Genomic DNA, 17,186 nt, shown 5'->3' with positions numbered 1-17,186 from the left:
CGTCAGCCACCCCCGACACGCAGATGAGAGGCAGTGCGCCCGTGACCTCTTTTGTCCCGCCCGTCGCTCCCCGCCGCCGGACCGCTGTTGCCGTCCTGCTCTGTGCGGGCCTGACCGCGGCCCTGACGGCGTGCGGCAGCGAGGATCCGGACAAGGGGACCAACGGCGTCGGCAGACTCTCGGCGGCGGAGATCGAGAAGCGGGCCCAGAAGGCGGCGGACTCCGCGGACGCGGTGCGGCTGGCCGGCACGCTGGTCAGCAAGGGCGGTACGTACAAGATCGACATGCGGCTCAAGGAGGACGGCGGCACGGGCTCGCTCACCTCGAAGAACAGCACGTTCGAGCTGCTGCGGATCGGTGACGAGGTCTACCTGAAGGCCGACTCCGGCTTCTGGAGCCACGACGAGAAGGGCAGCACGGACAGCAAGGGTGACGCAGGTGCCGCGGCCGGGGACAAGCTCCAGAACAAGTACGTGAAGGTCCCCCAGGGCGACCCCACGTACAAGCAGCTGCGCGGCTTCACGGACATGAAGACGCTGCTCGACGGGATGCTCACGCTGCACGGCAAGGTCAACAAGGGGGACCACGGCAAGGTGGGTTCCGTCCGTACCGTCCAGATCCTCGGCGGCAAGGGCGAGGGCGGTGCGCTCGACGTCTCACTGAAGGGCACGCCGTATCCGCTGCGGTTCGCCCGCGGCGGTGGCGGAGGCATTCTCACGCTCGCCGACTGGGGCCTGGACTTCGAGCTGAAGGCCCCGGCCAAGGGCGACACCGTGGACTACGGGCAGCAGCTCCCCAAGTCGAACTCGTAGCGCCGCCCGGCCGCTGTCAGCTCTTGCGGCGGCGCTTCAGCAGCAGGCGCGGGAGCGCGTCGGGCACGGGGCGGCGGGTGGTCGCCGGGGTCGGCAGCGGCGGCGCCGCGTGCGAGACGTCCGGCAGGTCCGTGCGGGAGTCGCCGGGCGTCAGCCGCAGTACCCGGCACTCGCGCGCCCACCGCTCCGTCATCTGCTCGGCGTCCGGCGCGTTCAGCCGCTTGCCCTTGAGCTCGGCGACCGCCGCCTCCCACTCCTCGGAGTGCGGCGCGAGCTCCGTCACGGCGGCTGTCCAGGCGACCAGCCGGCCGCCCTTGTCCTTGCTGCGTACGGTCACCTCGGCGGCGGACCCGTCGGTGAGACCGGCCGGCAGAGGCTGTTCGCCCGGGCCGTCCCCGACGAGATGGGCCGCCCCCTCGTGCCATGCGTGCCACAGCGCCCGCGCGGGCCCGGTGCCGCGCACCCAGATGAGGCCGGACTTCTTGGTGGCCTCCTCGACGAGGGCCGGTCCGAGCAGCGAGTCAGCGGCAGCAGCAGTCATGGGCCGAACTCTATTAGAGCCAACCGTTGCGCTTGAGCGAGCGGTGGATGGAGAAGCAGACGACCCCGATGACGCCCATCACCATCGGGTAGCCGTACGTCCACCGTAGTTCCGGCATGTGGTCGAAGTTCATGCCGTAGACGCCGCAGATCATGGTCGGCACGGCGATGATGGCCGCCCAGGACGTGATCTTGCGCATGTCCTCGTTCTGGGCGACGGTCGCCTGCGCCAGGTTGGCCTGCAGGATGGAGTTCAGCAGTTCGTCGAAGCCGATGACCTCTTCGTGCACCCGCGCCAGGTGGTCGGCGACGTCCCGGAAGTACTTCTGGATGTCCGGGTCGACCAGCCGCATCGGCCGCTCGCTGAGCAGCTGCATGGGCCGCAGCAGCGGCGAGACGGCGCGCTTGAACTCCAGCACCTCACGCTTCAGCTGGTAGATCCGGCCGGCGTCCGAACCGCGCGGGCTACCCTTCGCGGGGGTGGAGAAGACCTCGATCTCCACCTCGTCGATGTCGTCCTGGACGGCGCCCGCAACCGCGATGTAGCCGTCGACGACATGGTCGGCGATGGAGTGCAGAACGGCCGACGGTCCCTTGGCGAGCAGCTCGGGGTCGTCCTGCAGCCGGTGCCGCAGCGCACGCAGCGAACCGTGCCCGCCGTGCCGGACGGTGATGACGAAGTCCCGGCCGGTGAAGCACATCACCTCACCGGTCTCGACGACCTCGCTGGACGCGGTGAGCTCGGCGTGCTCGACGTAGTGGATGGTCTTGAAGACGGTGAACAGCGTGTCGTCGTACCGCTCCAGCTTCGGCCGCTGGTGGGCGTGGACGGCGTCCTCGACGGCGAGCGGGTGGAGACCGAACTCCCGGGCGATACCGGCGAATTCGGCCTCGGTCGGCTCATGGAGGCCGATCCAGGCGAAGCCGCCCTCCTCCCGTACCCGGAGCATCGCCTCGTGCGGTGTGAGGCAGCTTCCGCTCTCCTGGCGCCGCCCGTTGCGGTAGACCGCGCAGTCGACGACCGCGCTGGAGGCGGACGGGTCACGGGTGGTGTCGTAATTGCTGTGCAGGACGTTGGTCTTGCGCAGGGACGGGCGCACGGCGGCGCGCAGGTCACGGATCATCGACATGGCTGGCTCCTTCACGGAGGGCCGTCGTCGGGCGCGTGGAACAGCCCGGAATGGGGACGTGTGCTCACATCCGCAAAGCGGGCGGCACCGCGGCGGCGCGATGACGGCGTTCGCTACAGACAGGCAAAAAAGGAGTGCTCTTCCGTCGTGCGCAATGCCCCGGGCCTTGACCGAGAAGGCTTCAGATCACCGAAGAAAGGTGTCGGGCGGAAGAGCGATCGGTACTGCACGATCGACTTCGATCCATTGCAGCCCCACCTCCTCCAGCCGGTCCCCCGTGGGGGATGACGTGTCGTCGGAACTGAGAGCGACGCTTCTGCGTGCTGTCCGACCAGCGGCCAAGACTATCAGCCGACACAGGGCCAATCCCTTACTTTGCCCGTTCGATACGCGTTCTATGCTCGCCACATGGGAGAAATTCTTGCTCTGGTCGAGGCCCGTCTGCGGACGGCTCTCGGTGAACCGGACGCACGCGCCGCGGTGACGTTCCTCGGTACGGACCGGATCGAGGTGCTCCGTTTCGTCGACGGCGATGTGGTGCGCTACGCGACGCTCGGCATGTCCGCCCAGCCGATGGCCGACCCGACCGCAGCCCTCGCGGACCCGGTGAAGGGGCCGCGCGCCGAGCTGGTCCTCTCCGTGCGGGCCGGTCTTGCCGACACCGACAAGGTTCTCCGCGGGCTGGCGGTGCTGGCGGCCTCGCCGCAGGTCGAGGGGTTGATCGTGGCGCCCGGCGCCTCGCTGGACCTCGGTGAACCGCTCTGGCCCGGGGCGCCGTTCAGCTCGGTGCTGGTCGCCGAGTCGGGTGGTCTGGTCGAGGACCTCGAGCTGGACGAGCCGATGGAGCCGGTGCGGTTCCTGCCGCTGCTGCCGATGACGCACAACGAGGCGGCGTGGAAGCGGGTCCGCGGGGCGCAGGAGCTGCATGAGCGGTGGCTGTCGCACGGGACGGATCTGCGTGATCCGCTGCGTGCCTCCGTGGCCCTGGACTGAGACCTACGTCATACGGGGTGCGGGAAGCCCCGCCGCGCGGCCAGGAGGGAGAGCCGCGGGCGGGGCGGAACAGGGTTGACCCGGAGGTCAGTTGGCGAAGACCGTGACGCCGTCCTCGGTGGCGTGCTTCGGCTCCAGCTCCTCCGCCTCATGGGGCAGGGACGTACGCCGGATCCGGACGACGAGCGCGCCGGCCACGGCCGCGAGCGCGGCGACCACGAACGGGACGTGGATGTTGCTCCACTCCTCGATCTTCGGGGCGAGATACGGGGCGGCAGCCGCGGCGAACCAGCGGACGAAGTTGTAGCCCGCGCTCGCCACCGGGCGCGGCGCGTCGGAGACGCCGAGCGCCAGCTCCGTGTAGACGGTGTTGTTCATGCCGATGAAGGCGCCGGAGACGATCGTGCAGACGACCGCCGCGGTGTGATTGCCGTAGCCGAGGATCAGCAGGTCGACGGCGAGCAGGACCAGCGAGGCGCCGAGCACCTTGAGCGAGCCGAAGCGCTTCTGCAGCCGGGGTGCGACGAGCACCGAGAAGACGGCGAGCAGCAGACCCCAGGCGAAGAAGACCGCGCCCGACTTGTACGGCGTCATGTTCAGCACGAACGGGGTGAACGCCAGGATCGTGAAGAACGCGTAGTTGTAGAAGAACGCCGAGGTGGCGACCGAGGCGAGGCCGCCGTGACCGAGCGCCCTGACCGGATCGAGCAGTGAGGTCTTGCGGGCCGGCTTCGGCTGTTCCTTCAGGAACGCCGTGATGCAGATGAAGCCGATCGCCATCAGCGCCGCGGTGCCGAAGAACGGATAGCGCCAACTGGCGTCACCGAGCAGCGCGCCGAGCAGCGGACCGCAGGCCATGCCGAGGCCGAGCGCCGACTCGTACAGCAGGATCGCCGCGGAGCTGCCGCCCGCCGCCGCGCCGACGATCACGGCGAGCGCCGTCGAGACGAAGAGCGCGTTGCCGAGTCCCCAGCCGGCCCGGAAGCCGACGAGTTCCGCGACGGACGACGACGTACCGGAGAGCCCGGCGAAGACGACGACGAGCGCGAGGCCGGTCAGGAGTGTCTTACGGCCGCCGATCCGGCTGGAGACGAAACCGGTGACCAGCATCGCGACCGCGGTGATCAGGAAGTACGAGGTGAAGAGCAGGGACACCTGGCTGGGCGTGGCCTCGAGTCCCTTGGCGATGGACGGCAGGATCGGGTCGACCAGCCCGATTCCCATGAACGCGACAACCGAGGCGCCGGCGGTGGCCCAGACGGCCTTGGGCTGGCGCAGGATGCTGCCCGTTCCCTGATCGAATGGATCCTCTGCCGGCATGGGGGTTCTCGCTCTCCAGTAGGTCGATGCGTTGTACACAGAATAAGTTAGAGAACCTAATGAATGCAAGCTACATCTATTTATCCTGGTGAGAGCCACGCTGCGGACGGGTGATCGTCCTTGACGCGGCGACAGCCGGGGAGGACCGTTGGGCGCTATGAGGGGCGAACCCAGTTGCCCGAAGTGCGGTGGCCGGGTCAGGGCGCCCGGTCTTTTCGCCGACACCTGGCAGTGCGCCGTGCACGGCGCCGTGTATCCGTTGCAGCCGGTGATCCCACCCAGCGTCGAGGCGCTCGGCGTGGTGGTGCACCGGGCCCGGGTACCGGTGTGGATGCCCTGGCCGCTGCCGGTCGGCTGGCTGTTCACCGGCGTGGCGTACGCGGGGGACGACCGCAGCGGCGGCCGCGCCACCGTCGTCGCCTGCTCGGGACCCGGTCCGCTCGGCGGGGTGGGCGAGATGCTGCTCGTCGCCGAGGAGCTCGGGGTCGGCCTCGGCGCGCGCTACGCCGGGATCGACGGCCCCGATCCGGGCCCGTACCTCCACGTCGACGGCCCGCCCAACGCCAAGGTGCTGGCCGCCGGACGGCCCACCCCGCTCTGGCAGGTCAAGAGCGCCCCCGAGGACCGGGCGGTCTTCGCGGGCGAGGCGCGCGGGCTCTGGCTGTGGGCGGTCGTCTGGCCCGAGCAGTCCGCGCTGCTGATGTACGACGAGCTGATACTGACCGATCTGCGCGACGCAGGGGCAGAGGTCGACCTCGTGCCCTGCGGGGCGCTCAGCCCACGACTGCTCAGCCAGCCCTAGGTGCGGCACACGGTCCCGGCCGTGTTGCTGTCCTGCCCGCTGTCCTGCCGTCCTGACCGGGCGGTGTTCGAATGCCGGTTATCCTTGGGCGTCCCCCCTGTCCGGCTGAGAGCACTGGAGTACGCGTCGTGCACATCGACCTGCACACCCACTCCACCGCGTCGGACGGCACGGACACCCCTGCCGAGCTGATGCGGAACGCCGCCGCGGCAGGGCTCGATGTCGTCGCTCTCACCGACCACGACAGCGTCCGCGGCCATGCCGAGGCGATCGCCGCGCTCCCCGAGGGCCTCACTCTCGTCACCGGTGCCGAGCTCTCCTGCCGGATGGACGGCGTGGGCCTGCACATGCTCGCGTACCTCTTCGACCCCGACGAGCCCGAGTTGGCGCGCGAACGCGAGCTGGTCCGCGACGACCGGGTGCCGCGCGCGCAGACGATGGTGCGCAAGCTCCAAGCGCTCGGCGTTCCCGTCGAGTGGGAGCAGGTCGCCCGGATCGCCGGCGACGGATCGGTCGGCAGGCCGCACATCGCCACCGCGCTCGTCGAGCTCGGTGTCGTCGAGACCGTCTCCGACGCCTTCACCGCCGAGTGGCTCGCCAACGGCGGACGCGCGTACGCCGAGAAGCACGAACTCGACCCCTTCGAAGCGATCCGGCTGGTCAAGGCTGCCGGTGGCGTCACCGTCTTCGCCCACCCGCTCGCCGTCAAGCGCGGTGAGGTGGTGCCCGAGGCGTCGATAGCCCGGTTCGCCGCGGCAGGCCTCGACGGCATCGAGGTCGACCACATGGACCATGACGAGCCGACCAGGGCCCGGCTGCGCGGCCTCGCCAAGGAACTGGGGCTGCTGGCCACCGGTTCCAGCGACTACCACGGCAGCCGGAAGACCGTACGGCTCGGCGAATACACCACCGACCCGGAGATCTACGGCGAGATCACCCGGCGCGCCACGGGAGCCTTCCCGGTGCCGGGTGCCGGCGGACCCCGCCCCGTGTAGCTCCCCGCCTGCGCGCCTCGCGCACTTCATCGCTTCTCGCGTACGTCACCCCCTTCTCTCTTCGCGTGCCCGGCCGGACCTGGCTGTGGGCTGCGTGTGTCCTGTCTCGACTCGCTCTCTTCTCGCAAGGCCTCACTGTGTTCGACGTTGCTGTCTTCGGATCCCTTTTTCTCACGCTTTTTGTGATTATGGATCCGCCCGGGATCACCCCGATCTTCCTCGCCCTGACTGCCGGACGGCCCGCCAAGATCCAGCGCCGGATGGCGTTCCAGGCGGTTGCGGTCGCCTTCGGTGTGATCGCCGTCTTCGGCGTGCTCGGCCAGCAGATCCTCGACTATCTGCATGTCTCCGTCCCCGCCCTGATGATCGCGGGCGGACTCCTTCTGCTGCTGATCGCGCTCGATCTGCTGACCGGCAAGACCGACGAGCCGACGCAGACGAAGGACGTCAACGTGGCGCTCGTACCGCTCGGCATGCCGCTGCTCGCCGGACCCGGGGCGATCGTGTCGGTGATCCTGGCGGTGCAGCACGCCGACAGCTTCGCCACCCAGATCTCCGTCTGGACGGCGATCATCGCCATGCATGTCGTGCTCTGGCTGGCCATGCGCTACTCGCTGCTGATCATCCGTGTGATCAAGGACGGCGGTGTCGTGCTGGTGACGCGGCTTGCCGGCATGATGCTCTCCGCCATCGCCGTACAGCAGATCATCAACGGGATCACCCAGGTCATCCAGGGCTCCTGACGGCGCCCGCACATGCCACAGCGCCCCCGTACGGACACTCCGTACGAGGGCGCTTCGTCTTTGTGCGTCGTCAGGTGTTACGAAGCCGAGGTCTCGGCCGGGCGGATATAGATGCGCTGGCCTATCGCGGCGGCCTGCTGCACGATCCGGTTGACGGAGGCGGCGTCCACGACGGTGCTGTCCACGGCGGTACCGTCGACATCGTCGAGTCGCATGATCTCGAAGCGCATATGGCTTCCCTTCGTCTGATCCTCCTGCTGGAGAACTACTGGGGAGGACGGATGGTCCGTCCGCAAGGATGTGGAGCACCAGGCATCGATGTCTCGCGCTCCACAGGGTGTACAACGGCATGCTCTCTGCAAACATTCCCTACGCTAAGGAAATTTTTTGGATGTCTAAGTACCAGTGGGTAATGGGTCGTGCGCAGACAATGAGGTCCGTATGAGCGAGGCAGAGATCGTAGAGATCGGCGAGCGCCTGGACCGCACCAACGAGCTGCTCAAACGCATGCTCGCCGAGGTGTCGAAGACCCCTTCGACCCACGCGATCTTCGTGGACGCGGGCTATGTGTACGCGGCGGCCGGGCTGCTCGTCACCGGCACCGAGGACCGGCGCTCCTTCGACCTCGATGCGGAAGGGCTGATCGAGGCGTTCATCGACAAGGCCCGCACGATCTTCGCGGACAGCAGACTCCTGCGCGTGTACTGGTACGACGGGGCCAGGCGCCGGATCCACACCGTCGAGCAGCAGTCCATCGCCGAACTCCCCGACGTCAAGGTCAGACTCGGCAACCTCAACGCCAACAACCAGCAGAAGGGGGTCGACTCACTCATCCGCACCGACCTCGAATCGCTCGCCCGGCACCGCGCCATCAGCGACGCGGCGCTCGTCGGCGGCGACGAGGACCTGGTGTCGGCGGTCGAGGCGGCGCAGGGTTACGGGGCCCGGGTCCACCTGTGGGGCATCGAGGCCGGAGAAGGCCGCAACCAGGCCGAACCGCTGCTCTGGGAGGTGGACAGTCAGCGCACCTTCGACCTCGACTTCTGCCGCCCGTACGTCACCAGACGCCCCGTCACCACATACGAGGACGACACCCCGGCCCCCTCGCGTGACGATGTCCGCTTCGTCGGTGCGCAGATCGCCGCGGCCTGGCTCGCCGCCCGCGGTCGCGAGTCCCTCGCCGATCTGCTGCCCGGACACCCCTACCTGCCGGGCTCCGTCGATCAGGATCTGCTGGTCGAGGCCGAACGACTTCTCCAGCACTCGCTGCGCGGCCACGCCCACCTGCGGCGGGCGCTGCGCGACGGCTTCTGGCAGCACCTGCAGGCGCAGTACTGAGCTACACGCGGTCCCAGAAGGAGACGAGCGCGGCGGCGGTCTGCTCCGGGCGGTCCGTGTTGGGGGAGTGTTCGGCGCCCGCGATCCGGGTGCGGTGTGCGCTGAGACGCTGCGCCATCGTGTCGAGCAGGGGGACCGGCCAGGTGTCGTCGCGCTCGCCGGACAGCACATGGACGGGCAGCGGCACGGCGGCGAGTTCGGCCACCCGGTCCGGCTCGGCCACCAGCTGCCGGCCGGTGGCGATCAGCTGGGCGGTTTGGTGCCGCAGCCAGCGCCGGCGCAGGCCCTCGCCGTCCGTGGCCGCGTCCTCCGGCGGGTCGAGGGCCTGCATCGCTTCCCACACCTCGGCCATGCTCAGCGTCGCGAGCGCGTCGCCGAGCATCTTCACCTTGAGCTGCTGGGCCTCGGTGACCTGGGCGGGGCCGGAGGACATCAGCGTCAGCGAACGGAACAGCGAGGCGTCGAGCAGCACGGCCGCGCGGGCGATCTGGCCGCCGAGCGAATGCCCGAGCAGGTGTACGGCACCGTCACCGCCGGCGTCGAGCGCGGCGGTCTGAGCGAGTACGTCACGAGCCAATTCGCCCTGGGCGTAATCCTCCTGACGGTCCGTCCCCTCGGTCTCGTACTGTCCGCGCCCATCGACGGCGACGATGCGGTACCCGGCGGCGGAGAGCGGTTCGAGGAGCGCGATGAAGTCCTCCTTGCTGCCCATGTAACCGGGCAACAGAAGGGCGGTGCCGCGCGGTTCGGCGGGCGGCAGGGCTTCCAGCACGGCAAAGTCCCCGCGCGCGGTGCGCAGCGGGTGGACGCGGGCGCAGGGGGGCGGGGTGAAGGTGTGCGGCCGACTCATGGGAAAGAGGCTAAGTCCTCGAACGCCGGACGGGCTGAATCGGGTGTCCTCAAACGCCGGACGGGCTTGAGGTTGCCCTCAAGCCCGTCCGGCAGTTCAAGCGTCCGGGGCGGAGCCCCGGATCAACCGACCTGGTGCGATCAGCTCTCGGTGGCAGCAGCCGTCCGCGCCCGGCGACGACGCGGCTTCGCCTCGCCCTCGGCGACCGGAGCCTCCACCGCGGTCTCCGCCTTCGGCTTGGCCGCAGCCCGCGTCCGTCGGCGCGGCTTGCTCTCCGGCACCGGTTCGGCGATCGGCGCGATCTGGAAGTCGACCTCGTCCACCGGCTTGGCGACGACCCGGGCGCGACGACGCGGCTTGGTCACCGCCTTGCTCTCCGGCACCGGTTCGGCGATCGGCGCGGTCTGGAAGTCGACCTCGTCCACCGGCTTGGCGACGACGCGGGCCCGGCGACGACGCGGCTTGGCCTCGGCCACCGGCTCCGCCTCGACCGTCACGGGTGCCTCGACGACGGCGGCCGGAGCCTGCGCCACGGCCACCGCGGCCTCGGCTGCGACATCCGGAGCCCCGACACGGGTACGACGACGGCGACGCGGCGTACGCGGCTCGGCCGGCGCGTCAGCAACCGACACGGCCTCCGAGGCCTCGGAGGCCGGCGCCGGCACCACGGCGGCGGCGCCGTCCGCGAGCGTGGACCCGCCCCGGGTGCGACGACGCTGACGCGGCGTACGCGGTGCCCGCTCCTCGGATGCGGCAGGCGCCGAGGACGCGACGGACGACTTGCGGCCACGGCCGCCCGTCTCACCCAGGTCCTCGATCTCCTCGGCCCGAAGACCCGCACGGGTCCGCTCGGTGCGCGGCAGCACACCCTTGGTGCCGGCCGGGATGTCGAGCTCCTCGAAGAGGTGCGGCGACGTGGAGTACGTCTCGACCGGGTCGGGGAACTTCAGGTCCAGCGCCTTGTTGATCAGCTGCCAGCGCGGGATGTCGTCCCAGTCGACCAGCGTGACGGCGATGCCCTTGGCACCGGCACGGCCGGTCCGGCCGATGCGGTGGAGGTACGTCTTCTCGTCCTCCGGCGACTGGTAGTTGATGACGTGCGTGACGCCTTCGACGTCGATACCGCGGGCCGCGACGTCGGTGCAGACGAGTACGTCCACCTTGCCGTTGCGGAACGCGCGCAGCGCCTGCTCACGGGCGCCCTGGCCGAGGTCGCCATGGACCGCGCCGGACGCGAAACCGCGCTTCTCCAGCTGCTCGGCGATGTCGGCGGCCGTCCGCTTCGTACGGCAGAAGATCATCGCGAGTCCGCGGCCGTTGGCCTGCAGGATGCGCGAGACCATTTCGGGCTTGTCCATCGAGTGGGCCCGGAAGACGTGCTGCGAGGTGTTCGCGACGGTCGCGCCCTCATCGTCGGGCGAGGTGGCACGGATGTGCGTCGGCTGCGACATGTAACGCCGCGCGAGGCCGATGACCGCACCCGGCATGGTCGCCGAGAACAGCATGGTCTGGCGCTTGGGCGGAAGCATCGTGATGATCTTCTCGACGTCGGGCAGGAAGCCCAGGTCGAGCATCTCGTCGGCCTCGTCGAGAACGAGCGAGCGCACGTGCGACAGGTCGAGCTTGCGCTGTCCCGCGAGGTCGAGCAGTCGCCCCGGGGTGCCGACAATCACATCGACGCCCTTCTTCAGGGCTTCGACCTGGGGTTCGTACGCACGGCCGCCGTAGATGGCGAGAACGCGGACGTTACGCACCTTGCCGGCCGTCAGCAGGTCGTTGGTGACCTGCTGGCAGAGCTCACGGGTGGGGACGACGACCAGCGCCTGCGGCGCCTCGGTCAGCTGCTCGGGCTGTGCCCGGCCGGCCTCGACGTCCGCGGGGACGGTGACGCGCTCCAGCAGCGGAAGACCGAAACCGAGCGTCTTGCCGGTACCGGTCTTGGCCTGTCCGATCACGTCGGAGCCGGAGAGTGCGACGGGGAGCGTCATCTCCTGGATGGGGAACGGGGACACAATGCCGACGGCCTCAAGGGCCTCGGCCGTCTCGGGAAGAATCCCGAGGTCTCGGAACGTAGTCAGGGTGCTGCCTCTTCTGTGAGACGCGGTCCGAGGCGAACGCTGGGGGTCGTACCGTGCCGGGGTTGGTCATCCGGCCGTGGATGGGCCGGGTGGCGCGGGACCACTGCCGTCGCTCGAGCGCTCGTGCCGCTGAGGGGGCCCCTCATCTGCGGTCGTACGTGTCGTACGCCCCGCGTGGAGGGCTGTCGGGTCGGAGCCGATCGGGCCACCGACCGGGCATCCTCATTCATTTCGCGCCACCGGCACATACAAAATGCTCTCTCGGCGCAATATCACTGTACCCCGGATTCGCGCATGTGTGTTGGGCGAATTCATCGGAACGGTGTGATGTCGGTGGCTGACCAGGCCCTTCCACCCCGTGTCGGGCGGGCTATTCTGCGGTTCATGGAGACGCCTGACAACGCCACTGAAGCCCCCGCACCCACCGGAATCGCCGCCCAGGACTGGGCCACCGCATCGGCGGAGCCGCAGTACCGCGCCGCGGTCGTGGATCTGCTGGGGGCGCTCGCATACGGAGAGCTGGCGGCCTTCGAGCGGCTCGCCGAGGATGCCAAACTCGCGCCGACGCTGGCCGACAAGGCGGAGCTGGCAAAGATGGCGTCCGCCGAATTCCATCACTTCGAGCGGTTGACGGACCGGCTGACGGCGATCGACACGGAGCCGACCGCCGCGATGGAGCCTTTCGCGAAGGCGCTCGACGACTTCCACCGTCAGACCGCCCCGTCGGACTGGCTCGAGGGCCTGGTCAAGGCGTATGTCGGCGACTCGATCGCCAGTGACTTCTACCGCGAGGTCGCCGCCCGCCTCGACTCGGACACCCGCTCGCTCGTCCTCGCTGTGCTCGACGACACGGGCCACGGCAACTTCGCCGTCGAGAAGGTGCGCGCCGCGATCGAGGCCGACCCGCGCGTCGGTGGCCGGCTCGCCCTGTGGGCCCGCCGGCTGATGGGCGAGGCGCTCTCACAGGCCCAGCGGGTGGTCGCCGACCGCGACGCGCTGTCGACGATGCTGGTCGGCGGGGTGGCCGACGGATTCGACCTGGCCGAGGTCGGCCGGATGTTCTCGCGGATCACCGAGGCGCACACCAAGCGGATGGCCGCGCTCGGACTGGCGGCCTGACCCCGGCCGCTGCCGGCCCCGGACCGGCCCGCCGATCCGGGGCCGGCCTCGTACGAGGTCAGGCCGCGGCTGATCGGCTCAGGCGGCGGCTGCCCGGACGGAGCAGCAGGGAGAGCGTCACCGCCCCGATCAGCACCGCGCCGATCAGGGTGGCCAGGACATGGCCCGGCCCGAGCGCCGAGTGCGTCAGATACGCGCCGAACAGGGCCCCCAGGGCGCCGGTGGCAAAGACGGTGCGGCGGGACGGGAGCCGACCCGACAGCGAACGGAGCGCCGCCCAGGAGAGGGCGAGTCCGAGCACGACGGAACCGAGGGATTCCCAGATCACAGACGTTCACCTCGCGGGTTGCGGAGGGGGATATCCCCTGCTCGTGGAGCTGTGGGGGCAAATCGGTCGTAGGCGGTCCTACCCGTGGGCCTTGGAACGCAACCCTCCTGCGACATTTTTCGCACAGGTGTCGCACAGGCGCCAGTGGCCGTGAGCAGCGGGAAACGACGAAGCGGCCCGGCGGGGATCCCCGCCGGGCCGCTTCTCACTGCCTTGCGTCGAGCGTGCTCCTACAGTGCGCCGAACCCGACCCGCCGCGTGCTCGGCTCGCCGATCTCCACGTAGGCGACCCGGTCGGCCGGCACCAGGACCTTGCGGCCCTTGTCGTCCGTGAGGCTGAGCAGCTGCGCCTTGCCGGTGAGAGCCTCGGCGACCGCGCTCTCGACCTCCTCGGCGGAAAGCCCGCTCTCCAGAACGATCTCCCGGGGTGCGTGCTGCACGCCGATCTTGACCTCCACGGCTATGTCCCTCCGACGGTCAGTCCTCTGCGCGTGAGCCGCGCCGTACCAACCACACATTAGCCCGGTGAGGGGAGCTGTCAGGGGTCGGCGGGCCACGCCCGCAGCGAACAAGGTTGGACGGTCAGTGCTGATCGATGCCGTGCAGCGGGAACCCGGCGATGCCGCGCCAGGCCAGCGAGGTAAGAAGCTGCACCGCCGTGTCGCGCGGGATCGCCGACTGGCTGGACAGCCAGTACCGGGCGACCACCTGGGAGACACCGCCCAGACCCACCGCGAGCAGCATCGACTCGTCCTTGGACAGCCCCGTGTCACCCGCGATGACGTCGGAGATCGCCTCGGCGCACTGCAGTGAGACCCGGTCGACCCGCTCGCGTACCGCCGGCTCGTTCGTCAGGTCCGACTCGAAGACCAGTCGGAAGGCGCCACCCTCGTCCTCGACGTACGCGAAGTAGGCGTCCATCGTCGCGGCGACGCGCAGCTTGTTGTCCGTCGTCGACGCCAGTGCCGTGCGGACCGCCTGCAGCAGCGACTCGCAGTGCTGGTCGAGCAGTGCCAGATAGAGCTCCAGCTTGCCCGGGAAGTGCTGGTAGAGCACCGGCTTGCTGACACCGGCCCGCTCCGCGATGTCGTCCATCGCGGCGGAGTGGTAGCCCTGCGCGACGAAGACCTCCTGCGCGGCGCCCAGCAGCTGGTTGCGTCGGGCGCGGCGAGGCAGGCGAGTGCCCCGCGGGCGCGCCGCCTCTGTCTGCTCGATGGCTGTCACGCCGCCTCCCAAAATTGTGATCGAACGCAGCCGTTGCGTACGCGCTGCGCCGTTCGGCCATCGTACTTTTGAGTAACCCGGGTGCGCGCGGCGCGGACGCAGAATTTCACGGACCGGACCGCTGCGGTAGCCACAGATTCTTCGAACCACACGGCAAAACGGGACGTATCAGCGGTAGTCGTCCTCGTCCTGTGCTACGACGCGGTGCTGGTCGGCCGCATCTGCCTCATTTGCGGTGGCCCGGTCGATGTCCGTCAGCGGATCGTCGCTCTTCTGCTGGAGGTCGGCGTGCTGCTCGACGGCATCTGCCTCGGGCGTCTCCTGGTCCGGTTCGTCCGGCTGAATGTCCTCGAAGGTCTCCGGGTCACTGGGGTCGACCGTCATGGTGACTCCCTTCCTTAGCTTCGAGCGTAGGAGTTCCCTCTTCGCGGCGCTATGCGATCTGTGACGGCGAACACACGAACCACGGTGTGATCGTCTCGTAACATTGCCGCATGTCTTCGACCGAGCTGCCGGGAGCCCGCGCCGCTGCTGCCGCGGTGGCCCCCACGGTGAGCCCCGTCCAGGTCGCCGAGGGGGAGAAGCTGCGCTCCGTTGCGCTGCCGGGGCTGATGCTGAACGTCCGCACCCGCCCGCCGGAGCGGTCCGGACTGCCGCCCGCGCTCTATGTGCACGGACTCGGCGGCTCCTCGCAGAACTGGTCGGCGCTGATGCCGTTGCTCCAGGACGTGGTGGACGGCGAGGCGGTCGACCTGCCCGGCTTCGGGGACTCCCCGCCGCCGGACGACGGCAACTACTCGGTCACCGGGCACGCCCGCGCGGTGATCCGGCTCCTCGACGCGGAGGAGCGCGGGCCCGTTCATCTCTTCGGCAATTCACTCGGTGGTGCAGTGGCCACCCGGGTCGCGGCCGTCCGTCCGGACCTGGTGCGCACGCTCACCCTGGTCTCGCCCGCACTGCCCGAGATCCGGGTGCAGTGGCCCGCCGTCCCGACCGCACTGCTCGCCGTTCCGGGTATCGCATCCCTGTTCTCCCGGCTCAGCAGGGACTGGACCGCGGAAGAACGCACCCGCGGAGTCATGGCACTCTGTTACGGCGATCCGGCACGTGTCTCCGAGGAGGGCTTCCGCGATGCGGTGGCCGAAATGGAGCGACGGCTGGAGCTGCCGTACTTCTGGGACGCGATGACGCGCTCGGCACGTGGCATTGTCGATGCCTACACGCTGGGCGGGCAGCACGGGCTGTGGCGCCAGGCCGAGCGTGTGCTCGCCCCGACTCAGCTCGTGTACGGCGGACGGGACCAGCTCGTCTCGTACCGGATGGCACGCAGGGCGTCCGCGGCCTTCCGCGATTCGCGGCTGCTGACACTGCCCGATGCCGGGCATGTGGCGATGATGGAGTACCCGGAGGCGGTCGCCCAGGCGTTCCGGGAATTGCTCGACGAACGCGGCGGGAGCTGATCCGGGGCGTGGGACGACATAGCCGAAAGGGCCCTCCACCCAAGGGACCCGAGAGTGATGCCGCCGCGAAGACGGGCGGCGGTCGTGAGGGGCCGCGGCCGGAGCCCGGCAACGGACGGCGCAGGAGGGCGGCCGACGACGGGCACACCCCGTTCCAGGGAGTCCCGCAGGTGCGCGGCGGTCATCCCGAACTGCGTGAACCGGGTGGTGGCTGGGGAGCCGGAACGCGGCAGCGGTACGGCGACTGGCAAGTCCCGGCTCGGACCGATGCCGGTGGCCAGGGGCCACGGCCGGGGGCATCTCGGCCGGTCTCCCAGCAGCAGCCGATGGTTCAGCGGACGCCGGTGCCGCAGCGCCGTCAGCCGGTGTCCCAGCAGCAGGCGGTCGGCAAGCAGCCGCTGATACCGGGGCCGCGACGGGAGTTCGTCGACGCGTTCGACGTGCCACCCGCATCGCTCACGCCGCCCGCACCGCGTTCCCCGTCCGCCCCACCGACCCCGCCGGCCGATCCGTTCGGCTCGGTCGTCGAGTGGGACGAGCGGTCCCCCGGCGGGGGCAGGGATGTGGCGCCGGGCACCGCTCCGGACACCAAGGACGGCAAGGGCACCAAGGGCCGTGCCTTCACCGGCATTGCGGCCGCCGCGGTGACCACCGTGCTCGCGGTCGTCGTCGCGGGGCAGGTCGCCCATGACGGCAGTGCGCGGGCCGGTGCCTCCGCGCCTACGGGCGTGGACCGGGACGGTGGCCGCGACATCTCCTCCCGCTCGGAAGACCGGCCGACGCCCGCACCGGCCGCGGTCAAGGCCCTTTCGTACGAGCAGAAGATGGCCAAGGGCTATCCGCTCGCCCCGGACCTCCAGGGCTCCGGGCATTTCGAGGTGGTCCCGGGCGGGGCGAAAGCTCCGGGCCGGGGACATAAGTACCGCTATCGGATCGATGTCGAGAAAGGTCTCGGTCTCGATGCCGGACTTTTTGCCGAGGCCGTCCAGAAAACCCTTAATGACGACCGGAGTTGGGCGCACGACGGCGCCATGACTTTTGAGCGGATCTCCTCGGGCGACCCCGACTTCGTGATCACTCTCGCCAGCCCGGGGACCACCGGCGACTGGTGCAAGAAGTCAGGTCTCGATACGACCGAGGACAATGTCTCGTGCGATTCCGCGGCGACCGAGCGCGTGATGATCAACGCCTATCGCTGGGCGCAGGGGTCGTCGACGTTCGGGCCCGGGAAGCTCTTCGCCTACCGCCAGATGCTGATCAACCATGAAGTCGGCCACCGGCTGGGGCACGACCATGTGACGTGCCGCACGCCGGGTGCACCGGCCCCGGTGATGCAGCAGCAGACCAAATCCCTGGACATCGATGGGATCAAGTGCCGCCCCAACCCCTGGGTATACCCGGCTGGTTGAGCCGGAGCGGGGCGTCGGTCCGGTTTTGCCCGGCGGCCCCTTGAT

At 69.6% G+C, this 17,186-nt stretch carries 19 protein-coding genes; 9 read left to right on the top strand and 10 right to left on the bottom strand.

Annotation, left to right across the window (positions count from 1 at the left end; genetic code table 11):
• Positions 1 to 41: 41 nt before the first annotated feature.
• Entirely contained in the window at positions 42 to 812 is a 771-nt protein-coding gene (locus OHA03_RS08100) for a hypothetical protein (RefSeq protein ID WP_267002172.1), read from the top strand.
• Positions 813 to 828: 16 nt separating this feature from the next.
• Here the strand turns inward: OHA03_RS08100 and OHA03_RS08095 are convergent, their stop codons facing one another.
• Both OHA03_RS08095 and OHA03_RS08090 read right to left on the bottom strand, forming a co-directional pair.
• Positions 829 to 1,353: a hypothetical protein gene (locus tag OHA03_RS08095; protein ID WP_267002170.1), complete on the bottom strand. Its 525-nt coding sequence runs from the start codon at positions 1,351 to 1,353 to the stop codon at positions 829 to 831.
• Between the two features lie 13 nt (positions 1,354 to 1,366).
• Positions 1,367 to 2,482, bottom strand: coding sequence for a magnesium and cobalt transport protein CorA (locus OHA03_RS08090; RefSeq protein ID WP_267002168.1), 1,116 nt, complete (start codon positions 2,480 to 2,482; stop codon positions 1,367 to 1,369).
• Positions 2,483 to 2,890: 408 nt separating this feature from the next.
• Between OHA03_RS08090 and OHA03_RS08085 the strand changes: the two genes are divergently transcribed.
• Positions 2,891 to 3,475 carry a suppressor of fused domain protein gene (locus tag OHA03_RS08085; protein ID WP_267002166.1) on the top strand — a complete coding sequence of 195 codons (585 nt, stop codon included), beginning with the start codon at positions 2,891 to 2,893 and terminating at the stop codon, positions 3,473 to 3,475.
• Positions 3,476 to 3,562: 87 nt separating this feature from the next.
• Here OHA03_RS08085 and OHA03_RS08080 read toward each other — a convergent pair whose 3' ends face one another.
• Positions 3,563 to 4,795 (bottom strand): MFS transporter, encoded by a 1,233-nt coding sequence (locus tag OHA03_RS08080; RefSeq protein ID WP_267002163.1) that lies wholly within the window; start codon positions 4,793 to 4,795, stop codon positions 3,563 to 3,565.
• 157 nt (positions 4,796 to 4,952) lie between these two features.
• Here OHA03_RS08080 and OHA03_RS08075 point away from each other — a divergent pair, with 157 nt between their 5' ends.
• The 3 genes from OHA03_RS08075 (at position 4,953) to OHA03_RS08065 (ending at position 7,335) form a co-directional block, all read left to right on the top strand.
• Positions 4,953 to 5,597, top strand: coding sequence for a DUF6758 family protein (locus tag OHA03_RS08075; protein WP_267002161.1), 645 nt, complete (start codon positions 4,953 to 4,955; stop codon positions 5,595 to 5,597).
• 128 nt (positions 5,598 to 5,725) lie between these two features.
• Positions 5,726 to 6,592, top strand: a complete 867-nt coding sequence (locus OHA03_RS08070) for a PHP domain-containing protein (RefSeq protein ID WP_267002159.1) — start codon at positions 5,726 to 5,728, stop codon at positions 6,590 to 6,592.
• A 137-nt stretch (positions 6,593 to 6,729) separates the two neighbouring features.
• Positions 6,730 to 7,335 (top strand): MarC family protein, encoded by a 606-nt coding sequence (locus OHA03_RS08065; protein ID WP_267002157.1) that lies wholly within the window; start codon positions 6,730 to 6,732, stop codon positions 7,333 to 7,335.
• Positions 7,336 to 7,412: 77 nt separating this feature from the next.
• On the opposite strand, the gene OHA03_RS08060 is transcribed toward OHA03_RS08065, so the two are convergent.
• A complete protein-coding gene (locus OHA03_RS08060; RefSeq protein WP_177328023.1) occupies positions 7,413 to 7,565 on the bottom strand; it encodes a hypothetical protein in 153 nt (50 codons plus the stop codon).
• 211 nt (positions 7,566 to 7,776) lie between these two features.
• On the opposite strand from OHA03_RS08060, the gene OHA03_RS08055 reads away from it, so the two are divergent.
• Positions 7,777 to 8,673, top strand: a complete 897-nt coding sequence (locus OHA03_RS08055; protein ID WP_267002155.1) for an NYN domain-containing protein — start codon at positions 7,777 to 7,779, stop codon at positions 8,671 to 8,673.
• 1 nt (position 8,674) lies between these two features.
• Here OHA03_RS08055 and OHA03_RS08050 read toward each other — a convergent pair whose 3' ends face one another.
• Both OHA03_RS08050 and OHA03_RS08045 read right to left on the bottom strand, forming a co-directional pair.
• Positions 8,675 to 9,523, bottom strand: a complete 849-nt coding sequence (locus OHA03_RS08050; protein ID WP_267002153.1) for an alpha/beta fold hydrolase — start codon at positions 9,521 to 9,523, stop codon at positions 8,675 to 8,677.
• A gap of 140 nt (positions 9,524 to 9,663) precedes the next feature.
• Positions 9,664 to 11,511, bottom strand: a complete 1,848-nt coding sequence (locus OHA03_RS08045) for a DEAD/DEAH box helicase (protein ID WP_267002151.1) — start codon at positions 11,509 to 11,511, stop codon at positions 9,664 to 9,666.
• Between the two features lie 474 nt (positions 11,512 to 11,985).
• On the opposite strand from OHA03_RS08045, the gene OHA03_RS08040 reads away from it, so the two are divergent.
• Positions 11,986 to 12,720, top strand: coding sequence for a ferritin-like fold-containing protein (locus tag OHA03_RS08040; protein ID WP_030915437.1), 735 nt, complete (start codon positions 11,986 to 11,988; stop codon positions 12,718 to 12,720).
• Between the two features lie 58 nt (positions 12,721 to 12,778).
• Here the strand turns inward: OHA03_RS08040 and OHA03_RS08035 are convergent, their stop codons facing one another.
• The 4 genes from OHA03_RS08035 to OHA03_RS08020 all read right to left on the bottom strand — a co-directional run bounded on the left by OHA03_RS08035 (position 12,779) and on the right by OHA03_RS08020 (position 14,656).
• Positions 12,779 to 13,048, bottom strand: coding sequence for a hypothetical protein (locus OHA03_RS08035; RefSeq protein ID WP_267002147.1), 270 nt, complete (start codon positions 13,046 to 13,048; stop codon positions 12,779 to 12,781).
• 230 nt (positions 13,049 to 13,278) lie between these two features.
• Positions 13,279 to 13,506 (bottom strand): DUF3107 domain-containing protein, encoded by a 228-nt coding sequence (locus OHA03_RS08030; protein ID WP_030915442.1) that lies wholly within the window; start codon positions 13,504 to 13,506, stop codon positions 13,279 to 13,281.
• 124 nt (positions 13,507 to 13,630) lie between these two features.
• Positions 13,631 to 14,272: a TetR/AcrR family transcriptional regulator gene (locus OHA03_RS08025; RefSeq protein ID WP_030915445.1), complete on the bottom strand. Its 642-nt coding sequence runs from the start codon at positions 14,270 to 14,272 to the stop codon at positions 13,631 to 13,633.
• A 168-nt stretch (positions 14,273 to 14,440) separates the two neighbouring features.
• The gene (locus OHA03_RS08020) at positions 14,441 to 14,656 is read right to left on the bottom strand and encodes a hypothetical protein (RefSeq protein ID WP_267002143.1); all 216 of its coding nucleotides are present in this window, start codon (positions 14,654 to 14,656) and stop codon (positions 14,441 to 14,443) included.
• 110 nt (positions 14,657 to 14,766) lie between these two features.
• Between OHA03_RS08020 and OHA03_RS08015 the strand changes: the two genes are divergently transcribed.
• Both OHA03_RS08015 and OHA03_RS08010 read left to right on the top strand, forming a co-directional pair.
• Positions 14,767 to 15,732, top strand: coding sequence for an alpha/beta fold hydrolase (locus OHA03_RS08015; protein WP_267002141.1), 966 nt, complete (start codon positions 14,767 to 14,769; stop codon positions 15,730 to 15,732).
• An 8-nt stretch (positions 15,733 to 15,740) separates the two neighbouring features.
• Positions 15,741 to 17,141, top strand: coding sequence for a DUF3152 domain-containing protein (locus OHA03_RS08010; RefSeq protein WP_267002139.1), 1,401 nt, complete (start codon positions 15,741 to 15,743; stop codon positions 17,139 to 17,141).
• Positions 17,142 to 17,186 lie beyond the last annotated feature (45 nt).

Source organism: Streptomyces sp. NBC_00154 (assembly GCF_026342835.1).
In the GTDB taxonomy this organism is placed as follows: domain Bacteria; phylum Actinomycetota; class Actinomycetes; order Streptomycetales; family Streptomycetaceae; genus Streptomyces.
The sequence above is the reverse complement of the archived record's forward strand: the minus strand, read 5'-3'. Positions and strand labels throughout refer to the sequence as shown.

Excerpts from the sequence above, each read along its gene's own strand:
- OHA03_RS08095 (WP_267002170.1), bottom strand. The coding sequence starts at position 1,353 with ATGACTGCTGCTGCCGCTGACTCGCTGCTCGGACCGGCCCTCGTCGAG.
- OHA03_RS08090 (WP_267002168.1), bottom strand. The coding sequence starts at position 2,482 with ATGTCGATGATCCGTGACCTGCGCGCCGCCGTGCGCCCGTCCCTGCGC.
- OHA03_RS08085 (WP_267002166.1), top strand. The coding sequence starts at position 2,891 with ATGGGAGAAATTCTTGCTCTGGTCGAGGCCCGTCTGCGGACGGCTCTC.
- OHA03_RS08080 (WP_267002163.1), bottom strand. The coding sequence starts at position 4,795 with ATGCCGGCAGAGGATCCATTCGATCAGGGAACGGGCAGCATCCTGCGC.
- OHA03_RS08075 (WP_267002161.1), top strand. The coding sequence starts at position 4,953 with ATGAGGGGCGAACCCAGTTGCCCGAAGTGCGGTGGCCGGGTCAGGGCG.
- OHA03_RS08060 (WP_177328023.1), bottom strand. The coding sequence starts at position 7,565 with ATGCGCTTCGAGATCATGCGACTCGACGATGTCGACGGTACCGCCGTG.
- OHA03_RS08055 (WP_267002155.1), top strand. The coding sequence starts at position 7,777 with ATGAGCGAGGCAGAGATCGTAGAGATCGGCGAGCGCCTGGACCGCACC.
- OHA03_RS08050 (WP_267002153.1), bottom strand. The coding sequence starts at position 9,523 with ATGAGTCGGCCGCACACCTTCACCCCGCCCCCCTGCGCCCGCGTCCAC.
- OHA03_RS08045 (WP_267002151.1), bottom strand. The coding sequence starts at position 11,511 with ATGACGCTCCCCGTCGCACTCTCCGGCTCCGACGTGATCGGACAGGCC.
- OHA03_RS08040 (WP_030915437.1), top strand. The coding sequence starts at position 11,986 with ATGGAGACGCCTGACAACGCCACTGAAGCCCCCGCACCCACCGGAATC.
- OHA03_RS08020 (WP_267002143.1), bottom strand. The coding sequence starts at position 14,656 with ATGACGGTCGACCCCAGTGACCCGGAGACCTTCGAGGACATTCAGCCG.
- OHA03_RS08015 (WP_267002141.1), top strand. The coding sequence starts at position 14,767 with ATGTCTTCGACCGAGCTGCCGGGAGCCCGCGCCGCTGCTGCCGCGGTG.